16 protein-coding genes are annotated in these 15,946 nt (G+C 59.4%); 10 read left to right on the top strand and 6 right to left on the bottom strand.

Annotated elements, in window-relative coordinates; genetic code table 11:
• Positions 1-6: 6 nt before the first annotated feature.
• The 7 genes from F8N62_RS06185 (at position 7) to F8N62_RS06155 (ending at position 6,224) form a co-directional block, all read left to right on the top strand.
• Positions 7-474, top strand: coding sequence for a cupin domain-containing protein (locus F8N62_RS06185; RefSeq protein WP_150710114.1), 468 nt, complete (start codon positions 7-9; stop codon positions 472-474).
• A 203-nt stretch (positions 475-677) separates the two neighbouring features.
• Complete coding sequence (gene yfcF, locus F8N62_RS06180) at positions 678-1,334, top strand: glutathione transferase (RefSeq protein ID WP_150710113.1); 657 nt, start codon at positions 678-680, stop codon at positions 1,332-1,334.
• 33 nt (positions 1,335-1,367) lie between these two features.
• A complete protein-coding gene (locus F8N62_RS06175) occupies positions 1,368-2,708 on the top strand; it encodes a KamA family radical SAM protein (protein WP_150710112.1) in 1,341 nt (446 codons plus the stop codon).
• A 24-nt stretch (positions 2,709-2,732) separates the two neighbouring features.
• A complete protein-coding gene (locus tag F8N62_RS06170; protein WP_150710111.1) occupies positions 2,733-3,605 on the top strand; it encodes a branched-chain amino acid aminotransferase in 873 nt (290 codons plus the stop codon).
• A gap of 21 nt (positions 3,606-3,626) precedes the next feature.
• The gene (locus F8N62_RS06165; RefSeq protein ID WP_150710110.1) at positions 3,627-4,385 is read left to right on the top strand and encodes a TauD/TfdA family dioxygenase; all 759 of its coding nucleotides are present in this window, start codon (positions 3,627-3,629) and stop codon (positions 4,383-4,385) included.
• 65 nt (positions 4,386-4,450) lie between these two features.
• Complete coding sequence (locus F8N62_RS06160; RefSeq protein WP_150710109.1) at positions 4,451-5,410, top strand: diiron oxygenase; 960 nt, start codon at positions 4,451-4,453, stop codon at positions 5,408-5,410.
• Positions 5,411-5,423: 13 nt separating this feature from the next.
• Positions 5,424-6,224 (top strand): N-acyl homoserine lactonase family protein, encoded by an 801-nt coding sequence (locus F8N62_RS06155; RefSeq protein WP_150710108.1) that lies wholly within the window; start codon positions 5,424-5,426, stop codon positions 6,222-6,224.
• 106 nt (positions 6,225-6,330) lie between these two features.
• Here the strand turns inward: F8N62_RS06155 and F8N62_RS06150 are convergent, their stop codons facing one another.
• From F8N62_RS06150 to F8N62_RS06135, 4 genes are all read right to left on the bottom strand, one after another.
• Entirely contained in the window at positions 6,331-7,755 is a 1,425-nt protein-coding gene (locus F8N62_RS06150) for a PLP-dependent aminotransferase family protein (protein ID WP_150710107.1), read from the bottom strand.
• Positions 7,756-8,122: 367 nt separating this feature from the next.
• Positions 8,123-8,827, bottom strand: coding sequence for a hypothetical protein (locus F8N62_RS06145; RefSeq protein WP_150710106.1), 705 nt, complete (start codon positions 8,825-8,827; stop codon positions 8,123-8,125).
• A gap of 141 nt (positions 8,828-8,968) precedes the next feature.
• The gene (locus F8N62_RS06140; RefSeq protein WP_150710105.1) at positions 8,969-10,441 is read right to left on the bottom strand and encodes a sensor histidine kinase; all 1,473 of its coding nucleotides are present in this window, start codon (positions 10,439-10,441) and stop codon (positions 8,969-8,971) included.
• A 2-nt stretch (positions 10,442-10,443) separates the two neighbouring features.
• A complete protein-coding gene (locus F8N62_RS06135; protein WP_150710104.1) occupies positions 10,444-11,154 on the bottom strand; it encodes a response regulator transcription factor in 711 nt (236 codons plus the stop codon).
• A 150-nt stretch (positions 11,155-11,304) separates the two neighbouring features.
• On the opposite strand from F8N62_RS06135, the gene msrB reads away from it, so the two are divergent.
• Together msrB and msrA are read left to right on the top strand one after the other, a co-directional pair.
• Positions 11,305-11,823, top strand: a complete 519-nt coding sequence (gene msrB / locus F8N62_RS06130) for a peptide-methionine (R)-S-oxide reductase MsrB (protein WP_150710103.1) — start codon at positions 11,305-11,307, stop codon at positions 11,821-11,823.
• 62 nt (positions 11,824-11,885) lie between these two features.
• Positions 11,886-12,593 carry a peptide-methionine (S)-S-oxide reductase MsrA gene (gene msrA, locus F8N62_RS06125; protein WP_150710102.1) on the top strand — a complete coding sequence of 236 codons (708 nt, stop codon included), beginning with the start codon at positions 11,886-11,888 and terminating at the stop codon, positions 12,591-12,593.
• Between the two features lie 16 nt (positions 12,594-12,609).
• Here the strand turns inward: msrA and F8N62_RS06120 are convergent, their stop codons facing one another.
• Both F8N62_RS06120 and F8N62_RS06115 read right to left on the bottom strand, forming a co-directional pair.
• Positions 12,610-13,623, bottom strand: coding sequence for a sensor domain-containing diguanylate cyclase (locus tag F8N62_RS06120; RefSeq protein WP_150710101.1), 1,014 nt, complete (start codon positions 13,621-13,623; stop codon positions 12,610-12,612).
• Between the two features lie 63 nt (positions 13,624-13,686).
• Positions 13,687-14,592 (bottom strand): LysR family transcriptional regulator, encoded by a 906-nt coding sequence (locus F8N62_RS06115; protein WP_150710100.1) that lies wholly within the window; start codon positions 14,590-14,592, stop codon positions 13,687-13,689.
• 102 nt (positions 14,593-14,694) lie between these two features.
• On the opposite strand from F8N62_RS06115, the gene F8N62_RS06110 reads away from it, so the two are divergent.
• Positions 14,695-15,870 (top strand): acetylornithine transaminase, encoded by a 1,176-nt coding sequence (locus F8N62_RS06110; protein WP_150710099.1) that lies wholly within the window; start codon positions 14,695-14,697, stop codon positions 15,868-15,870.
• Positions 15,871-15,946: the final 76 nt, after the last annotated feature.

The following is a 15,946-nucleotide window of genomic DNA, read 5'->3' as shown; positions in this document are numbered from 1 at the left end:
ACGCGGATGAATAACATTCAAGGTGGATACTTTTCATATAAGGACTTTCGCCAGAGTCTGAATCGCCCACCCGTCAGTGCGAGGGTGTGGAAAGGGGGCGAACTGGCGGCCATGCGCCAAAGCCTCGAGGCCAGCGAGGTCGATATCGTCGCGCTGGCTCATGACGACAGCACTGAAGGTTGCAAGCTGACGCCAGGGATGGCGGTGTCCATGCAATGGTTGAAACCCGGCACGGCGCTGAATGGCCATGCCCATTCGTGGTGGCACCTGTTCATCATTCAGTCCGGCAGCGGCACGTTAACCCTGGGCGATGCCGATGCGGTGGCCGTCAGTCCCGGCGATGTATTGCTGGTGCCCGCCTGGACCCGGCATGGCTTCGTCAACACCAGCGCCACTGAGCCGCTGGCCATGCTGAACATGAGCAACATGCCGCAAATGACGCTGCTCGCCAACGCCGCAGACGTCACGGTCTGACACGCTCAACCTGTAAATTCCCGTCTGTTGCACATCAGGGAGTCTGCGTTCGCTGACTCCCTTTTTCTTTTCTCACGATGTTCTTTTGCAAATGTCTGTATCCGTATAAACAGATAATTTCTGTATCTGTTCAGCGCGGAATCAACTTACTACGATCGACCCCAATGCAACGGATTAATGTCGTTAATGCAAGGGAGCGTTCTATGGAAAGTACGAAGCTGAAACTTTATGTCGGCGCAGATTATGTCAGTGCTTTTGCAATGTCGGCATTTGTGGCGTTGAAGGAAAAGCAACTTTCGTTTGAACTGGTCACGCTGGATTTGAAGACGCGTCAGAACTATCAGGCGAGTTATCGTGATCGTTCGTTGACTTGCAAGATTCCCACACTGGTTCATCAAGATTTCGCGCTCTCGGAATCCTCGGCCATTGCCGAGTACCTGGAAGAGCTTGCGCCGGGGCATCACCCGCTGTTCCCCCGGGACATCAAACAACGCGCTCGCGCCCGTCAACTCCAGGCCTGGCTGCGCAGCGACTTGCTGGTGATCCGCAAAGAGCGCCCGGCGGACCTCATCTACTTCGGCAAGAAAGACAATCCACTGACCGACGAGGCGCTGGCTGCTGTCGAGCGACTGTTCTTCGTGGCCGAGCGGGTACTGGAGGAGGGTGCCGATCACCTGTTCGGTGACTGGAGCATCGCCGACACCGACCTGGCAATCATGCTCAACCGGTTGCTGGCCAATGGTGATCAGGTGCCTGCGCGCCTGGCGGCGTATGTCCGTCGGCAGTGGGACCGCGACAGCGTTCGGGCATGGATGGACATCGAGCGCGTAGCGCCGGCCCTCGCGCCTTTGAACGTGTAAGGCCACCGCCAGGCAATCATCAGGAGCGTTGCCATGCAGGGACTGTCGGAGCAGGAAAGATACAAACCCTACAACTCACGGACCATTCGCGACACGCCGTACTGGCAGAAACTGACGCCAGCGCTGCAAGAAGCCATGAATGTCGTGGCCCGGGTCATGCCGTTTCGCACCAATGAATATGTGCTGGGCACACTGATCGACTGGAACAACATCCCGGACGACCCGATTTTCCGCATGACCTTTCCCCACAAGGACATGCTGCTGCCGGACGAGTACGCGTCGCTCAAGCTATTGATCGAACGAGATGACACGGTGGCGATCAAGCGTCGGATCGAGGCGATCTGGCTGCGCATGAACCCGCATCCGGCCGGGCAGCTGACACACAACGGCGCGATGCTTGACGGAAAAGTCCTGCCGGGCATTCAGCACAAGTACCGCGAAACCGTGCTGTTTTTCCCCGGTGCCGGTCAGACGTGTCATGCCTACTGCACCTTCTGTTTCCGCTGGGCGCAGTTCATCGGCGAGGAAGAACTCAAGTTCAATGCGCGTGAATCCCAGGAGTTGGTCAATTACTTGCGGGTGCACACCGAAGTCACGGACGTGCTGATCACCGGTGGCGATCCGATGATCATGAACACCCGTTCGCTGGCCGGTTACATCGAGCCGCTGCTGCAACTGCCACACCTCAAGAGCATTCGTATCGGCACCAAATCGGTGGCGTATTGGCCGCAGCGGTTTGTCAGCGACAAGGATGCGCCCGAGCTGCTGGAGCTGTTTAAGCGAGTCGTCGCGGCGGGGAAAAACCTGTCGGTCATGGGGCACTACAACCATCCGGTAGAGATCCGACAGGACATCGCCCGTCAGGCCGTCGAACGCATTCGCTCCACCGGTGCAACCTTGCGCCTGCAGGCGCCGGTGATTCGGCACATCAACGAAAACCCCGCTGATTGGGCCGAACTCTGGACCGAAGGTGTGCGGCTCGGCGCGGTGCCTTATTACATGTTTGTCGAGCGCGATACCGGGCCTTCGCATTACTTCGCGATGCCGTTGGCGCGAGCGTTCGAGATTTTTCAGGCGGCGTATCGAACGGTCTCCGGGCTGGCGCGCACCGTGCGCGGGCCGTCCATGAGCACCTTCTACGGCAAGGTGCTGATCAATGGCATCGAGACGGTCGCCGGGGAAAAAGTCTTCGTGCTGCAATTTCTTCAAGCACGCGACCCGCAATGGGTGCTGCGCACCTTCTATGCGCGTTTCGATCCGCAGGCAACCTGGTTCGACGAGTTGCGTCCGGCCTTCGGGGAACGTGCGTTTTTCTTTCAGCCGGAGCCTGTTGCAGTGCCCGAATTGATACCGGTCCTGCTCGAAACGGCGTAGGACGATTCATCTGGAGATATGGATATGAGTGTGATCCCGTTTGATCAGCGAGAGGGAGTTATCTGGCTCGACGGTGAGTTCGTCGAGTGGTCCCAGGCGCGCATTCACGTGCTGAGCCACGGCCTGCATTACGCGAGCACGGTGTATGAAGGGGAACGCGTCTATAACGGCAAGATTTTCAAACTGCGCGAACACAGCGAGCGCCTGTACCGCTCGGCGCAATTGATGGATTTCGCGATTCCTTACGCACTGGCCGAACTGGAGGCGGCCAGCCATGAACTGCTGCAACGCAACAAAGTGGTCGACGGTTATCTGCGGCCGGTGGCGTGGCGCGGCAGCGAAATGATTTCTACCTCGGCGCGCTTCAACCGCGTGCACGTGGCGATTGCCTGTTGGCAATGGCCCAGTTATTTCGACCCGGCGGGACACATGGCCGGCATCCGTTTGAAGACTGCGCAGTGGCGACGTCCACCGCCGAGCAGCAGCCCGTTTGAAGCCAAGGCGTCGGGTCACTATCAGATCGCCACACTGAGCAAGCACGACGCCGAAAACAACGGTTATCACGATGCGCTGATGCTCGACTGGCGTGGGCACGTCGCCGAATCCACCAGCGCCAACGTGTTCTTCATCAAAGACCGCACGCTGCACACGCCACTGCCCGATTGCTTTCTCAATGGCATCACCCGCCAGACCGTCATCGAACTGGCCGCGGCGCTGGATTACCAAGTGCTCCAACGCACCCTGCTTCCTACGGAGCTTGGCGATTTCGATGAGTGTTTTCTGACGGGCACGGCCGCTGAAATCACCCCCGTGCAGAGCATCGACGAGCACCGCTATCGACCGGGCAGCGCCTGCCGCGACTTCATTGCCGCTTACACCTCAACCGTTAACGCCTGATCAACCGCCAGGAACACCACCATGTCAGATCAAGGGATTGTTGCGTCCACACCGTACGTTTCACTGGGCCATCGCCATGACGAATTGTCGTCACGGGGCTGGACGGTGCTGACGCCCGCTGAATTTGCCTACGATGTCGTCGGCACGTTGCAGGAGTTCGGTCAGATCATTCCGCAATTCAATGGGCAGACCGCTTTTGCCATCACCCGCAAACCGGGGTACGAAGATTTGCCGTACTCCCAGAGCATGAACGGCATTGGCCCGCACACTGAAGCGCCGGTCTATGGGCCACCGCCGCGCTATCTGGCGCTGCATTGCCATCACCAGGCAACGTGTGGCGGTGGCCATACCGGCTTGGTCGACGGGGTTGAGTTTCTGGCATTTCTAGAGCGCACCGAGCCCGAGTTGCGCGAATGGATCGACGACACTCCCGTGGAATTCGTGGCGACCGCCAAACCCGGTGAAGCGGGGCAGCGGCGGGTCAAGGAGTACATCCTCACGCCTACAGAGGGCGGGGATATTTTCCGCTTCAGCTATAACCAGTTTCACTACGGCGATGTGAATCCTTCCAAGGAGGATCTGGAACACTCGAAAGTGGCGAACAACTCATCGCCCCTTGCCAGGTTCGCGGTACTCGGTGAGGACTATTTCGTGCAGCACAACACGCCCGTGCTGATTCCCGACGGGTGCATGCTGATCTGGGACAACTGGCGAATGATCCACGCCCGCAGTCGATACACTGACCCCGCGCGCAACCTGACCCGCTACTGGCTGGCCTGAATCATCCGTCACCACCATTTAATCGGCGTACCCCTCGGCGGGTACGCGTCCTACAGGTACGCGTCATGCAAACAGCAATCGAGATCGCCAGGGTCGATCATCAACTGGTCGTACGGCTCAATCAGGCCTGGACCAAAAGAGCCACGGTGTGCGCGCCGGACAAGGCTGCGGTCAGCGAAGAGTTCGATCCGACACGCCCGGATTATCCGGAGTGCATGGTGCCGTTTTTTCATCACCCGACATTCCAGGCGCTGAGCGATGAGCTCAAAAGCAGCGTGCTGACCTGGGGCTGGATCGGCTACAACCTGCGTACGGTCACGGCTGAAGAGCACGTGGTGAACCCTGCGCTGAGCGTCATCGCCAACCAGTACCTGGGCAAAAACGACTGGCATTTTCGCGAAGCGATGCAGCAGACGCTGATCGACGAGCACTACCACACGCTCATGCACCTGCGTGCCATCGAGCGAACCAAGGAAGAGCGGGCGCTGGATCAGGACCTGGATTTGCCGCCGTCGGTGACCTATCTGCGTCTTGTGGCGTTGCGCGAAGAACTGCCCGAGCAGTGGCAACGCGATCTTGCGGCGATCACCTTTGCGGTGGTGGCCGAGATCAGCGTCAACGCCTATCTGGATCTGCTCGCAGACGACCAGAGCATTCAGCCGCAAAACCGCCGTGTGGCCGAACTGCATAACCGCGACGAATACGCCCACAGCAAGATTCTCGCTGAAGTGGCGAAGGTCATGTACGCCAACATGCAACCGCCTCAGCGGGCATTTTTCGCACAGACATTGTCGGTGGCGCTGAGTGCTTTTGTCGCCCAGGACTACTCGATGTGGGAGGCGATTCTGACGCAGCTTGGGGTCGAAGACGCCGCGTTGATCATTGCCGACACCCGCGAGAGCAACAAGAACGCGACGATCATGCGTGACTACAGTGGCCTGCACCGGTTGGCGCAGGATCTGGGGATTAGCGACCAGATCGATTTCGACTTCCGTCCAACCCTTAACGCCGCAGCAGTGGCCTGATCGGGAGGTGAATATGTCGATTCCCGTGTACGAAGTGTTCGCCATCCGTGTCGGCGCCAATGCCCAGCGCACTGCCCGGGAGAACTTTCTGTACGACGCGTGCTGCGGTGATCCGAACGCACCGATGCCTCTGGACTACTACTTCTGGGTCATTCGCAATGAACAGCAGGTTATTGTGGTCGACACTTGTTTTCAACCGGCCACGGCCCATCGGCGCAACCGTCAGATGTATCGCCTGCCGGAAGAATCCCTACGTCAATTGGACATCGATCCGGCGCATGTCGAGAACCTGATCCTGACCCATTTGCACTGGGATCACGCCGGTAATCTGGGCTTGTTTCCAAAAGCCACGGTGCATTTGCAGGAAGCGGAGCTGCGCTTCTGCACCGGGCCGAAAATGGCCCATCGTACGGTGAATAAAACCTACGAGGTCGAGGATGTGATGTCGGCGCTGCCACCGCTGTTCGATGGCCGGATGCGTTTGCACAACGGCTCTGTCGAGGTGATTCCCGGTGTGACCTTGCACCCGGTGGGCGGGCACACGCCTGGAAGCCAGGTGGTGCGCGTGAATACCGGGCGCGGGTGGATTGTCCTCGCGTCGGATGCGGCGCATTTGTGGGCGAACATTCGCGAGCGCAGTCCGTTTCCGATTCTGGATGATCTGGCGCAGACGCTTGAGGCGTTCATCGAAATCGACCGTTTGGCCGACAGCGAAGACCACGTAATCCCTGGCCACGATCCACTGATCGCCGAACGCTTCCCGCACTGGAATGACGATCCACACATCATCTGCCTGCACCAACCCCCGGCTTGATGACGGCCCCCCGTAGGAGCTGCCGAAGGCTGCGATCTTTTGACCTTTAACATGGAAATCAAGATCAAAAGATCGCAGCCTTCGGCAGCTCCTACGGGGAATGTGGTTAACCCTGGTTATGGAGGAGTAGGCCAAGGGTTGCTATCGCCTCCTCGATCTTCGGCGAATACGGCGCCCCGCAACCAATGCGCACAAAATGGTCGAAGCGCCGGGTATTGGAAAAGATATCCCCAGGTGAAATCTGGATGCCGACCTTGAGCGCCTCATGAAATAACGCCATGGAAGAAAAATGCCGAGGCAACTCCACCCACAGTAGCGTTCCGCCACGAGGGGTGGTCACGCAGGTGCCCGGTGGGAAGTGGCGAGTAATCGCCGCACTCATTTGTTGTCGTTGTCGTGTGAGGATTTTCCTCAAACGACGTAAGTAGCGCTCGTAAGAGGGCGTTCCCATGAATGCAATGACCGCCAGTTGCGACAGCGCTTCACAACCTCGGGACTGCGCATGTTTGAGCATTGCCACGCGATCGTGCCAGCGCCCGGCGCTGATCCAGCCCAGACGAATGCCGGGTGCCAGGGTTTTGTTCAGCGAGGCGCAATAGATCACGTTGTCGTTGCGGTCCCAGTGTTTGAGCGTCGATAACGGCTGCTCGGTATCCACCAGGTCGCCGTAGGTGTCGTCCTCGATCAGCACTGTGCCGTGCTCGGCACACAGTTGCACGAGTCGGGCCTTGTTGGCGTCAGGCATGACGCTGCCGAGCGGGTTTTGCAGGTTGGGCATGACGATCAGCGCTTGAACCCGTTGCGGCCCTTGCAACAGTTGTTCGAGCGCCAGCAGATTGATGCCGGCGTGGGCCGTCGCAGGGACTTCCAGCACGTGCAGGTTCAGGCTTGCAAGGATTTGCAGCAGGCCGAAACAGGTCGGTGACTCCACCGCCACGGTGTCACCGGGTTGAGTGACCGCACGCAACGCCAGGTTGAGCGCTTCGGTGGCGCCGCAGGTGATCACCATTTTTTCTGCGCTCAGGTGGGCCTTCGTTGTCAGTGCCCGTCGCGCGAGGATATTGCGCAACACCAGACTGCCGCAGGTCGGGCCTGGCACACCGAGCAACCTTTGATCCTGACGCAGCGCTTTGATCATGTGATCTTGCAGGACTTTCAACGGATAGAGTTCCGGAGGGCAGCAGGCGCTGGCGAAATTGACCCTGATTGCCGCTCGCTGGCTGGCGCTGAGCACTGATGAAATCTGTTCGTGAATGCCGACATACATCCCGGTGTCGAGAGGCGGGGGGTGAGCGACCGCTTTGGGCAGGGTGTCGGGCTGGCGAATGTAGTTGCCGGAGCGCGGCCGCGCTTCGAGGACGCCGCATTCTTCGAGTTCCCGGCACACCTGCACAGCGGTCGACAGGCTCACCGCGTGTTTCTCCATCATCAGCCGAATGGAGGGAAAGCGTTCACCGGTTTTCAAGGTGCCGCTGCGGATCGCGTCGAGGTAGTGGTTGGCTAACTGACGGTACAAGGGAGTCGGGTGCATGATGACCTCAGCAATTGCACCACTGAAGTCTTGGGCTGGAAAGTGAGTTGACGTTCCCCGCAGGCGGACCCGTGGTGCTCAAGGGTGAAGGGAAGTGTTTGTCTGGCGTCGATACACAGAGAGTAATCGTGCTTTTGCCGGAATCGCGGGCAATAAAAAGCCCCGCTCTACGGCGGGGCTTAATGTTGTGTTTTCAGGTGAGCAAATGCGTTACCTGTGGCGAGGGGATTTATCCCCGTTCGGCGGCGCAGCCGTCGTGAATCCGGTGAATGCGGTTTACTTAACAAACACGAGCGACCCGGGTGGCGCGGCTGCGCCGCCCAACGGGGATAAATCCCCTCGCCACAGATAAGCAGCATCATGGGTGTTACTGCGCAGCGATGCTGTACCCATCGAACGCGATTTGCTGTTGAAGCGCGGCAATGATGTTCTTGCGGTTGACCGCGTGTTCGGTGCCGGCGCTGTCCAGGAACGTTTCGCTTTCCAGCTCGGCTTCATCGCCTTCACCGACGAAGGTAAAGCCGAGGAACTCCAGCGCTTCACGGTCAACGTTCAGTCGCGAGCGCGGCGTGCGCAGCGGCAGCGTGACACTGACGCCGTCCTTGCTGATGGTGAACACCTCGACATCTTTCTTGGCGCGCGCGGTTTTGCTCTTGCCACTGCTCGGGTTGCTGATGGCTTGATGGGTCTGGTTCAGCACTTTCAACGCCAGACCGTAAACGATCTCCTGAAACGCCGGATCGTCCTTGAAGCTGGAGAGAATCCGCCCGATGGAAAATTTGCTGCTCAGGTCTTCAAGCGCCGCGATATCGGCGGCTTCGGCGTCCTTGAGTTGCTTGAGTTCGCCCATCAGTTCATAGGCTTTATCGTCATCGAAGCGGTCATGAGCCTGGCGAATCGCGGCGCGCAGCTCGCGAATCTGGTCGCTTTCCCGAGTGGACTGGAACGCGTCCAGAACCATCTCGCTGATGGTTTTTGCCTGGGGCAGGTGCTGTGAAAGATTGATGGAGTTTTCGTATTCCGCTTTGGACGACAAGGTGACTACGGATTCAGCGGTATTGGAATCGGACATTGAAATTTCACTACTTCTTTTAACTTGAGTTGAGGCGAGAAAGCACTGGGCCTTTTTAGGCCGCCTAATCTATTGGACCGGGGCGGCGTTGTCACGGGGCTGTCGACACAGAGATCAAAAGATCGCAGCCTTCGGCAGCTCCTACGCGGTGTATGGGTCCACCGGCAGGGTGAAGCGAAAGGTCGCGCCCCGTCCGGGCACGTCGATCAGCTGGATGTCGCGACCGTGCAGTTGCAGGATCCGATGCACGATTCGCAGTCCGAGCCCGCCATCACGCCGGGCACCGCCAATGGTGAACGGGCGCAGGAATAGCCCTTCGCGCAGTTCGGGCGCGATACCGGGGCCGGTGTCGCTGACGGTGACTTCAACAAATTGTCCCTGCGGACGCAGGCTGAGTTCGATTTCTCCTCCTTGCGGGGTATGGCGCAGGGCGTTGTCGAACAGGTTGGTGAGTACGCGTTCGATCAAACCGAGGTCGGCGCAGGCGGCCGCAACGCCGGGGGCAAAATCGGCCTTCAGTTCGACCTGACGCGACTCGGCAGTGAGCTCGAATTTCTGAAAGATGTCCTGCACCAGGTCGGTCAGGGAAAAGCGCTCCAGCACCGGCTGCACGAAACCATGTTCCAGGCGCACCAGTTCCAGCAGCGATTGCGCCAGACCGCCGACCTTGCGGCTTTGATCCAGGGCGATGCCGAGGTAGCGGCGACGGTCGGCGGGGGACAGCGTGGCGTCCTTGAGCGACAAAGTTTCCAGATAACCGTGCAGCGAGGCCAAGGGTGTCCGCAGGTCGTGGGAAATGTTCGCCACCAGTTCGCGGCGTTCCTGGTCCTGGCGGGTCAATGAACGCCATTGCTCGCTGAGTCGCGCCTGCATCTGCCGGAAAGTCGTGTCGAGGATGGCGATTTCATCGTGGTCGGCGGTGGTTTCCGCCGGCGCTGGTGGCAGTGGTGTGGCGGGGACGCCGTCAATGTCGAACCGGCTGACGGTTTCGGTCAGGCGGCGCAAGGGTCGGGTGATCAGCGCGAATGCCGTGAGGCCGGCTATCAAACACAGCAATGCGACCAACCCGATAGACAGCAGGGCAGTGTTGAGCGCTGCGCTGGTGGCGCCCCGTTCAGCCAGGCGATCGTGGTCTTCACCGAGCAAAACCACGTACAGATAACCGGCCGGCTTGCCGTCGACCTTCAGCGGCGCGGCGCTGAACACCTTGCGAGCGTCAACGCTGCGCGGGTCGTCACCGAGAATCGGCAAGGTATCGCCCTTGAGCAATTGTCGAATCGGTGCGAGATCGACCCGTTCCCGGTGAATCCGGCCTTCGGGCGCCGCGCTGCCGACGATCTTGCCCTCGGTGTCGAGCAGGTAGACCTCGACACTGGGATTGACCAGCATCAGTTTGCTGAACAGGTCGCGCACCGCCTCGGGCATCAGGCCCTGGGTGTCCATCAGCACGGTGTCCCGGGCGATGTGTTGCGCCAGATCCCGCGACAATCCCTGCACCACTTCCTGCTCATGCATCTTGTTGGAGCGCACCTGCATCCAGGCTGACGTGCCGCAGCACACCAGCAGCAACACGGCAAACACCAACGACAGCCGCTGAGTCAGGGTCAGCCTCATCACTATTCCTCCCTGGACGCGAATTTGTAGCCACGGCCCCACAGCGTGAGGATGCGCACCGGTTGCGCCGGATCGGTCTCGATCTTGGCGCGCAGGCGGTTGATGTGGGTATTGACCGTGTGCTCGTAGCCTTCATGGCTGTAACCCCACACGGCATTCAGCAGGTCCATGCGCGAGAACACCTTGCCGGGCTGCCGGGCGAAGAAATACAACAGATCGAACTCCCGGGGCGTGAGGTCGAGGCGCTTGCCGTCGAGGGCTACATCGCGGGTGATCGGGTCGATGGAAAGCCCGTCGATGATCAGACCGCCAGCGTCCATTTTCAGGTTGCGCGCCATGGCATCGACCCGGCGCAGCAGCGCTTTGACCCGGGCGACCAGCTCCAGCATGGAGAAAGGTTTGGCCAGGTAATCGTCGGCACCGAGTTCCAGGCCCAATATCCGGTGCACTTCGCTGGAGCGCGCACTGGTAATGATGATCGGCGTGTAGCGGGCCATGGCGCGGGCGCGGCGGCAGATTTCCAGGCCGTCGACACCCGGCAGCATCAGATCGAGGATCAGTGCATCCCAGCTTCCTTGCTGCAGCAAGCGCATGCCTTCATCGCCATCGGCGCAGTGCACCACCTCGAACTGCTCATCACGTAGATGCAGGCAGATAAGGTCGGCGATATGCAGGTCGTCCTCGACCACGAGGACGCGTTTGGTCTGTTCCATCAAGCTCAATCCTTCGGCGCAATGAGCGCATTGTGCGGGTTTTTCAGGGCCAGAGTTATCACGAATTGTTTAACTTCCCGTGAGGATTTGGCGATCAACCAAAGCCTAGGCTGTGTTCCATGAAAGGCACTTTGGATTTTGGAGACGGCCATGTTTTCACGGCGACAATTTCTGTTAGCGAGCGGCGGGCTGGGGGCTGCAGCGATGGTCATCGGTGTATTGCCAAAATTTTCCGCCAGTACCGCACTGGTCAGCGAGGCCAGTGCCGAGGAAGTTTTCGAGGTGACGCACAGCGACGGCGAATGGCGTGCCCTGCTGAGTGACGAGCAGTACGAAATCCTGCGTGAGGAGGGCACCGAACGGGCCTACAGCAGCGCGCTGAACAACGAACACCGCAGCGGCAGCTTTGCCTGTGCCGGATGCGATTTGCCGTTGTTCTCCTCCGACACCAAGTTCGACAGCCGTACCGGTTGGCCGAGTTTCTGGGCGCCGCTGGACAAGGCCGTGGCGACCCGTCAGGACCGATCCTTCGGCGTGCTGCGCGAAGAGGTTCATTGTCGACGCTGCGGCGGCCATCTGGGGCATGTCTTCGACGACGGACCCAAGCCCACCGGACTGCGTTACTGCATGAACGGTTTGGCAATGACCTTCAAACCGCAGGCGGTTTGATTGCCTGTTCCAACATACGACGCTCGACCGACAGCCGCTTTACTCATCCAGGAGTCAGCCTCATGAAAATCCCGTCCAACTGGCGTCGCACCCTGTTGGGGCTGGCCGCCGCTGGCGTTATCGGCCAATGCTCGGCGCTCTCTTTCGGTGCCGCCGAAGACGCGGTCATCCTTCCCGCACCGACCCTCGACCAAACCACCCGGGCCAGTAGCGAAACCGCGGTTTTTGCCGGCGGTTGCTTCTGGGGCGTGCAAGGCGTGTTTCAGCATGTCAAAGGCGTGAAGAACGCCGTTTCCGGATACGCGGGTGGTACGGCCAACACCGCTCAATACGAGCGCGTGAGTGGCGGTGATACCGGTCACGCGGAAGCCGTCGAGGTCACCTACGACCCGACCCAGGTCAGTTACGGCACGTTGCTGCAAATCTACTTCTCAGTGGCTCACAACCCGACCGAACTCAACCGCCAGGGGCCAGACCGCGGTACTCAGTACCGGTCGGCGATTTTTCCGGAGAACAGCGAGCAACAGCGTATCGCTCAGGCCTACATTGCCCAGCTGGATGCCGCTAAGTCATTCAACAAACCCATCGTCACCAAACTGGAGACCTACAACGGCTTCTACCCGGCGGAAGAGGAGCATCAGGATTTTCTGACCGAGCACCCGACTTATCCGTACATCGTGATCAACGACTTGCCGAAGGTGGCGCAGTTGAAGCAGCTGTATCCGGAGCGGTATCAAGAGAAACCGGTATTGGTGAAGGCGGGCCTGTGAGTGACGGTGAAGGCCGTTACGCCGATATCACATTTTTGCCCGCCACTTTCGACCGATACAGCGCCTGATCCGCCCGCGCCAGCAACCCGGTCTGTTGTTCTTCCTCGAAGCGCTGGACCACGCCAAAGCTGAGGGTCAGTCGAAAATCACCCACCGGCGGCACGCTGGCGAGGCTATCGCGGATTTTCTGCGCGAGGATTCTGGCGTCGGCCAATGGGGTATTGGGCAGGAGCATGACGAACTCGTCACCGCCCCAACGCGCCAGCAAATCGCCGTCGCGTACACAGCGCCTCACGCTCTCGACCACTCGCACCAACGCGGCATCACCGAGGGCATGGCCGTAGTGATCGTTGATGTTCTTGAAGTCGTCGATGTCCATGGCAATCAGCGACAACGGCTCTCGGAAACGTTGAGCGCGTTCGCAGGCTTGAGGCAGGGCTTTGCTCAGACGGTATCGATTGGCGATGGCGGTCAGTGCGTCGGTTTCCGCCAGTTTGCGGTTTTCTTCGAGTTGAATCTGCAACTGCTGATTGACCCGGGATAATTCGCGAGTGCGTTCTTCGACGATGGCTTCGAGGGATTGATTCCTGAGCTCAAGCGTTTCGAACAGGCGCTTCTTGTCATCGATGCTGCGGTGCGCGCCAACCATCCGCGCCACCGAACCGTCGGCATTGCGCGCCAGCACGTAGCCACGATCTTCAATCCAGGTATAACCGCCATCCTGCGTGCGGCAGCGATACTCGGCTTGATAACCGGGAGCTCGCTGGTTCAGGTAGTCGTCAAATACGGCCATCACCCGCGGGTAATCATCGGGGTGTATGACTGATTCCCAGGTGAACACCGTGTTGTCGAGGGAGTGAGGCGTATAGCCGAGCATTTCGTACCAGCCCGGGTTGCGGTACACAAATCCGGTATTGGCGTTCCAGTCCCAGATGCCGTCACTGACCAGTTCCAGAATGGTGTGCAGCATATCTTCGTTCAAATCCGACAGATTGAACTTCACCGCTTCAATATCCGAGGCCCCACCCATCTCTGCTCTCCCTGACCAAAGTGACCTGCTGTCGGGAGATTAGTCGATGCCATGCTCAGCCGGCTAGTGTTTGCCCCACATCCGTATGGCGAAGCCGACGAAACTGCGTAGTTTTGGCAAACGGTAGCGATCCTGAGCGTACATCAGGCTCATTGGTCGACTCGGTGGCAAGTAATCAGGCATTAACGCCACCAGTTTTCCGTCCGCCAGGTCTTGCTCCACCAAAGCATCAGGCAATAACACGATGCCCATGCCGGTGCGTGCCGCTTGATGCAATCCCGCTGAGCTGTTGATCAACATCGAGCCGCTGACCGCCACCGAGACCTCGCCTTCTGGGCCGCTCAGGCGCCATTCTTTTTCCACCGAGTGCCAGTCATCGCCCTCCGGATAGGCAAAAGACAGGCAGTCGTGGTGACGCAGGTCCTCCGGTGTTTGCGGGTTGCCCCGGCGCATCAGGTAATGCGGCGAGGCGCACATGGTCAGGGTGTAATCGACCAGTGGACGGGCGATCAGGTTGGTCTGTTCCATGTTGCCCAGGCGGAACGCCACGTCGAACCCGTGTTCGAGCAGGTCCGGGCGTCGGTTCGTGAGGACCACGTCCAGTTTCACGCGCGGACACAGCAGAGCGAATTCGCTCAGCGCCGGCGCCAGTTTTTCCGTGCCAAAGGTGAGGGGGGCGGTGATGCGAAGGGTGCCGCTCGGTTCGTCGAGGGCTTGTTCGGCGAGGCGCTCGGACTCGGCCACCAGCCCCAGCACTTCGAGGCAGCGTTGATAATACGCAGTGCCAAATTCCGTCAGCCGCTGGCGTCGCGTTGTTCGGTTGATCAAGCGCACACCCAAGCGTTGCTCGAGTGCCCGCAGATGATTTCCCACCATGGTGGTGGACATTTCGCACTGAAAAGCGGCCGCCGTCATGCTGCCGGATTCCACCACTCTGACGTAAACGGTCATTGCCTGGAACAAATCCATTATCAAGCTCGACTTTAAAATGATTGAAGTGTTGCAGCGTTTATCCAGCTCAGGTGGCTAACCATACTGCAAAAACACCGACTATTGATGGAGCTGGATGTCATGACCGCCGCCTGCCTGATGAACACTTACCAACCCTTGGCGCTGAGTTTCAGCAAAGGCCTGGGCACGCGCCTGTGGGATCAGGCCGGTCGTGAATACCTCGACGCGGTGTCGGGCGTGGCCGTGACCAATGTCGGTCACTGCCACCCAAAAATTGTCGCAGCGATCAGTGAACAGGCCGGCCTTTTGCTGCACACGTCCAACCTCTACAGCATCGACTGGCAACAACGGCTGGCGCAGAAATTGACCCGGTTGGCGGGCATGGAGCGGGCGTTCTTTAACAACTCCGGCGCCGAAGCGAACGAGACCGCGCTGAAGCTGGCGCGGCTGTATGGCTGGCGCAAAGGTGTCGAGAAACCCTTAGTGGTGGTCATGGAGAATGCTTTTCATGGGCGAACGCTCGGCACGCTGTCCGCCAGCGATGGCCCGGCTGTTCGCCTGGGTTTCAACGAGTTACCGGGGGATTTCGTCAAAGTCCCGTTCGGCGACCTAAAGGCACTGGACAAGGTGCAGCAGGCTTACGGCCTGCGCATCGTGGCGATTCTGCTGGAGCCGATTCAGGGTGAAAGCGGTGTGCAACCGGCGCCCTCGGGTTACCTCAAAGCGGTGCGTGATCTGTGCAACCGGCGTGGATGGTTGCTGATGCTCGACGAAATCCAGACGGGCATCGGTCGCACTGGCCAATGGTTTGCGTTTCAGCACGAAGGCATCGTTCCCGACGTCATGACCCTGGCCAAAGGCCTCGGCAACGGCATTCCCATCGGCGCCTGCCTCGCTCGGGGCAAAGCCGCCGAACTCTTCACCCCCGGCAGCCACGGCAGCACTTTCGGCGGTAACCCGTTGGCCTGCCGCGTCGGTTGCACCGTGTTGGACATCATCGAAGAACAAGACCTGCTGGAAAACGCCCGAGTACAGGGCGAACGCTTAATGGCCAGATTGCGCAGTGAATTGGCGGATAACCCGAACGTGCTGGCGATACGCGGACAGGGCTTGATGATCGGCATCGAACTCAAGCAACCGATTCGCGACCTGACCTTGATTGCCGCCCGGGACCACGGATTGCTGATCAACGTGACACGGGGCAAAACCATCCGCCTGTTGCCGCCGCTGACGATTGATGAGCGGGAAGTGGAGATGATTGTCAGAGGGGTTTGTCGGGCGGTAAGTGCGACCTGACACCATCGCCCTTGTAGGAGCTGCCGAAGGCTGCGATCTTTTGAACTTGATCTTTCATCGCCTCCGTCAAAATCAA

It is taken from the genome of Pseudomonas fluorescens (genome assembly GCF_902497785.1).
Taxonomy (GTDB): domain Bacteria; phylum Pseudomonadota; class Gammaproteobacteria; order Pseudomonadales; family Pseudomonadaceae; genus Aquipseudomonas; species Aquipseudomonas fluorescens_BO.
Note: the sequence above shows the minus strand (reverse complement) of the source record. Positions and strands in the feature narration are given on the sequence as shown.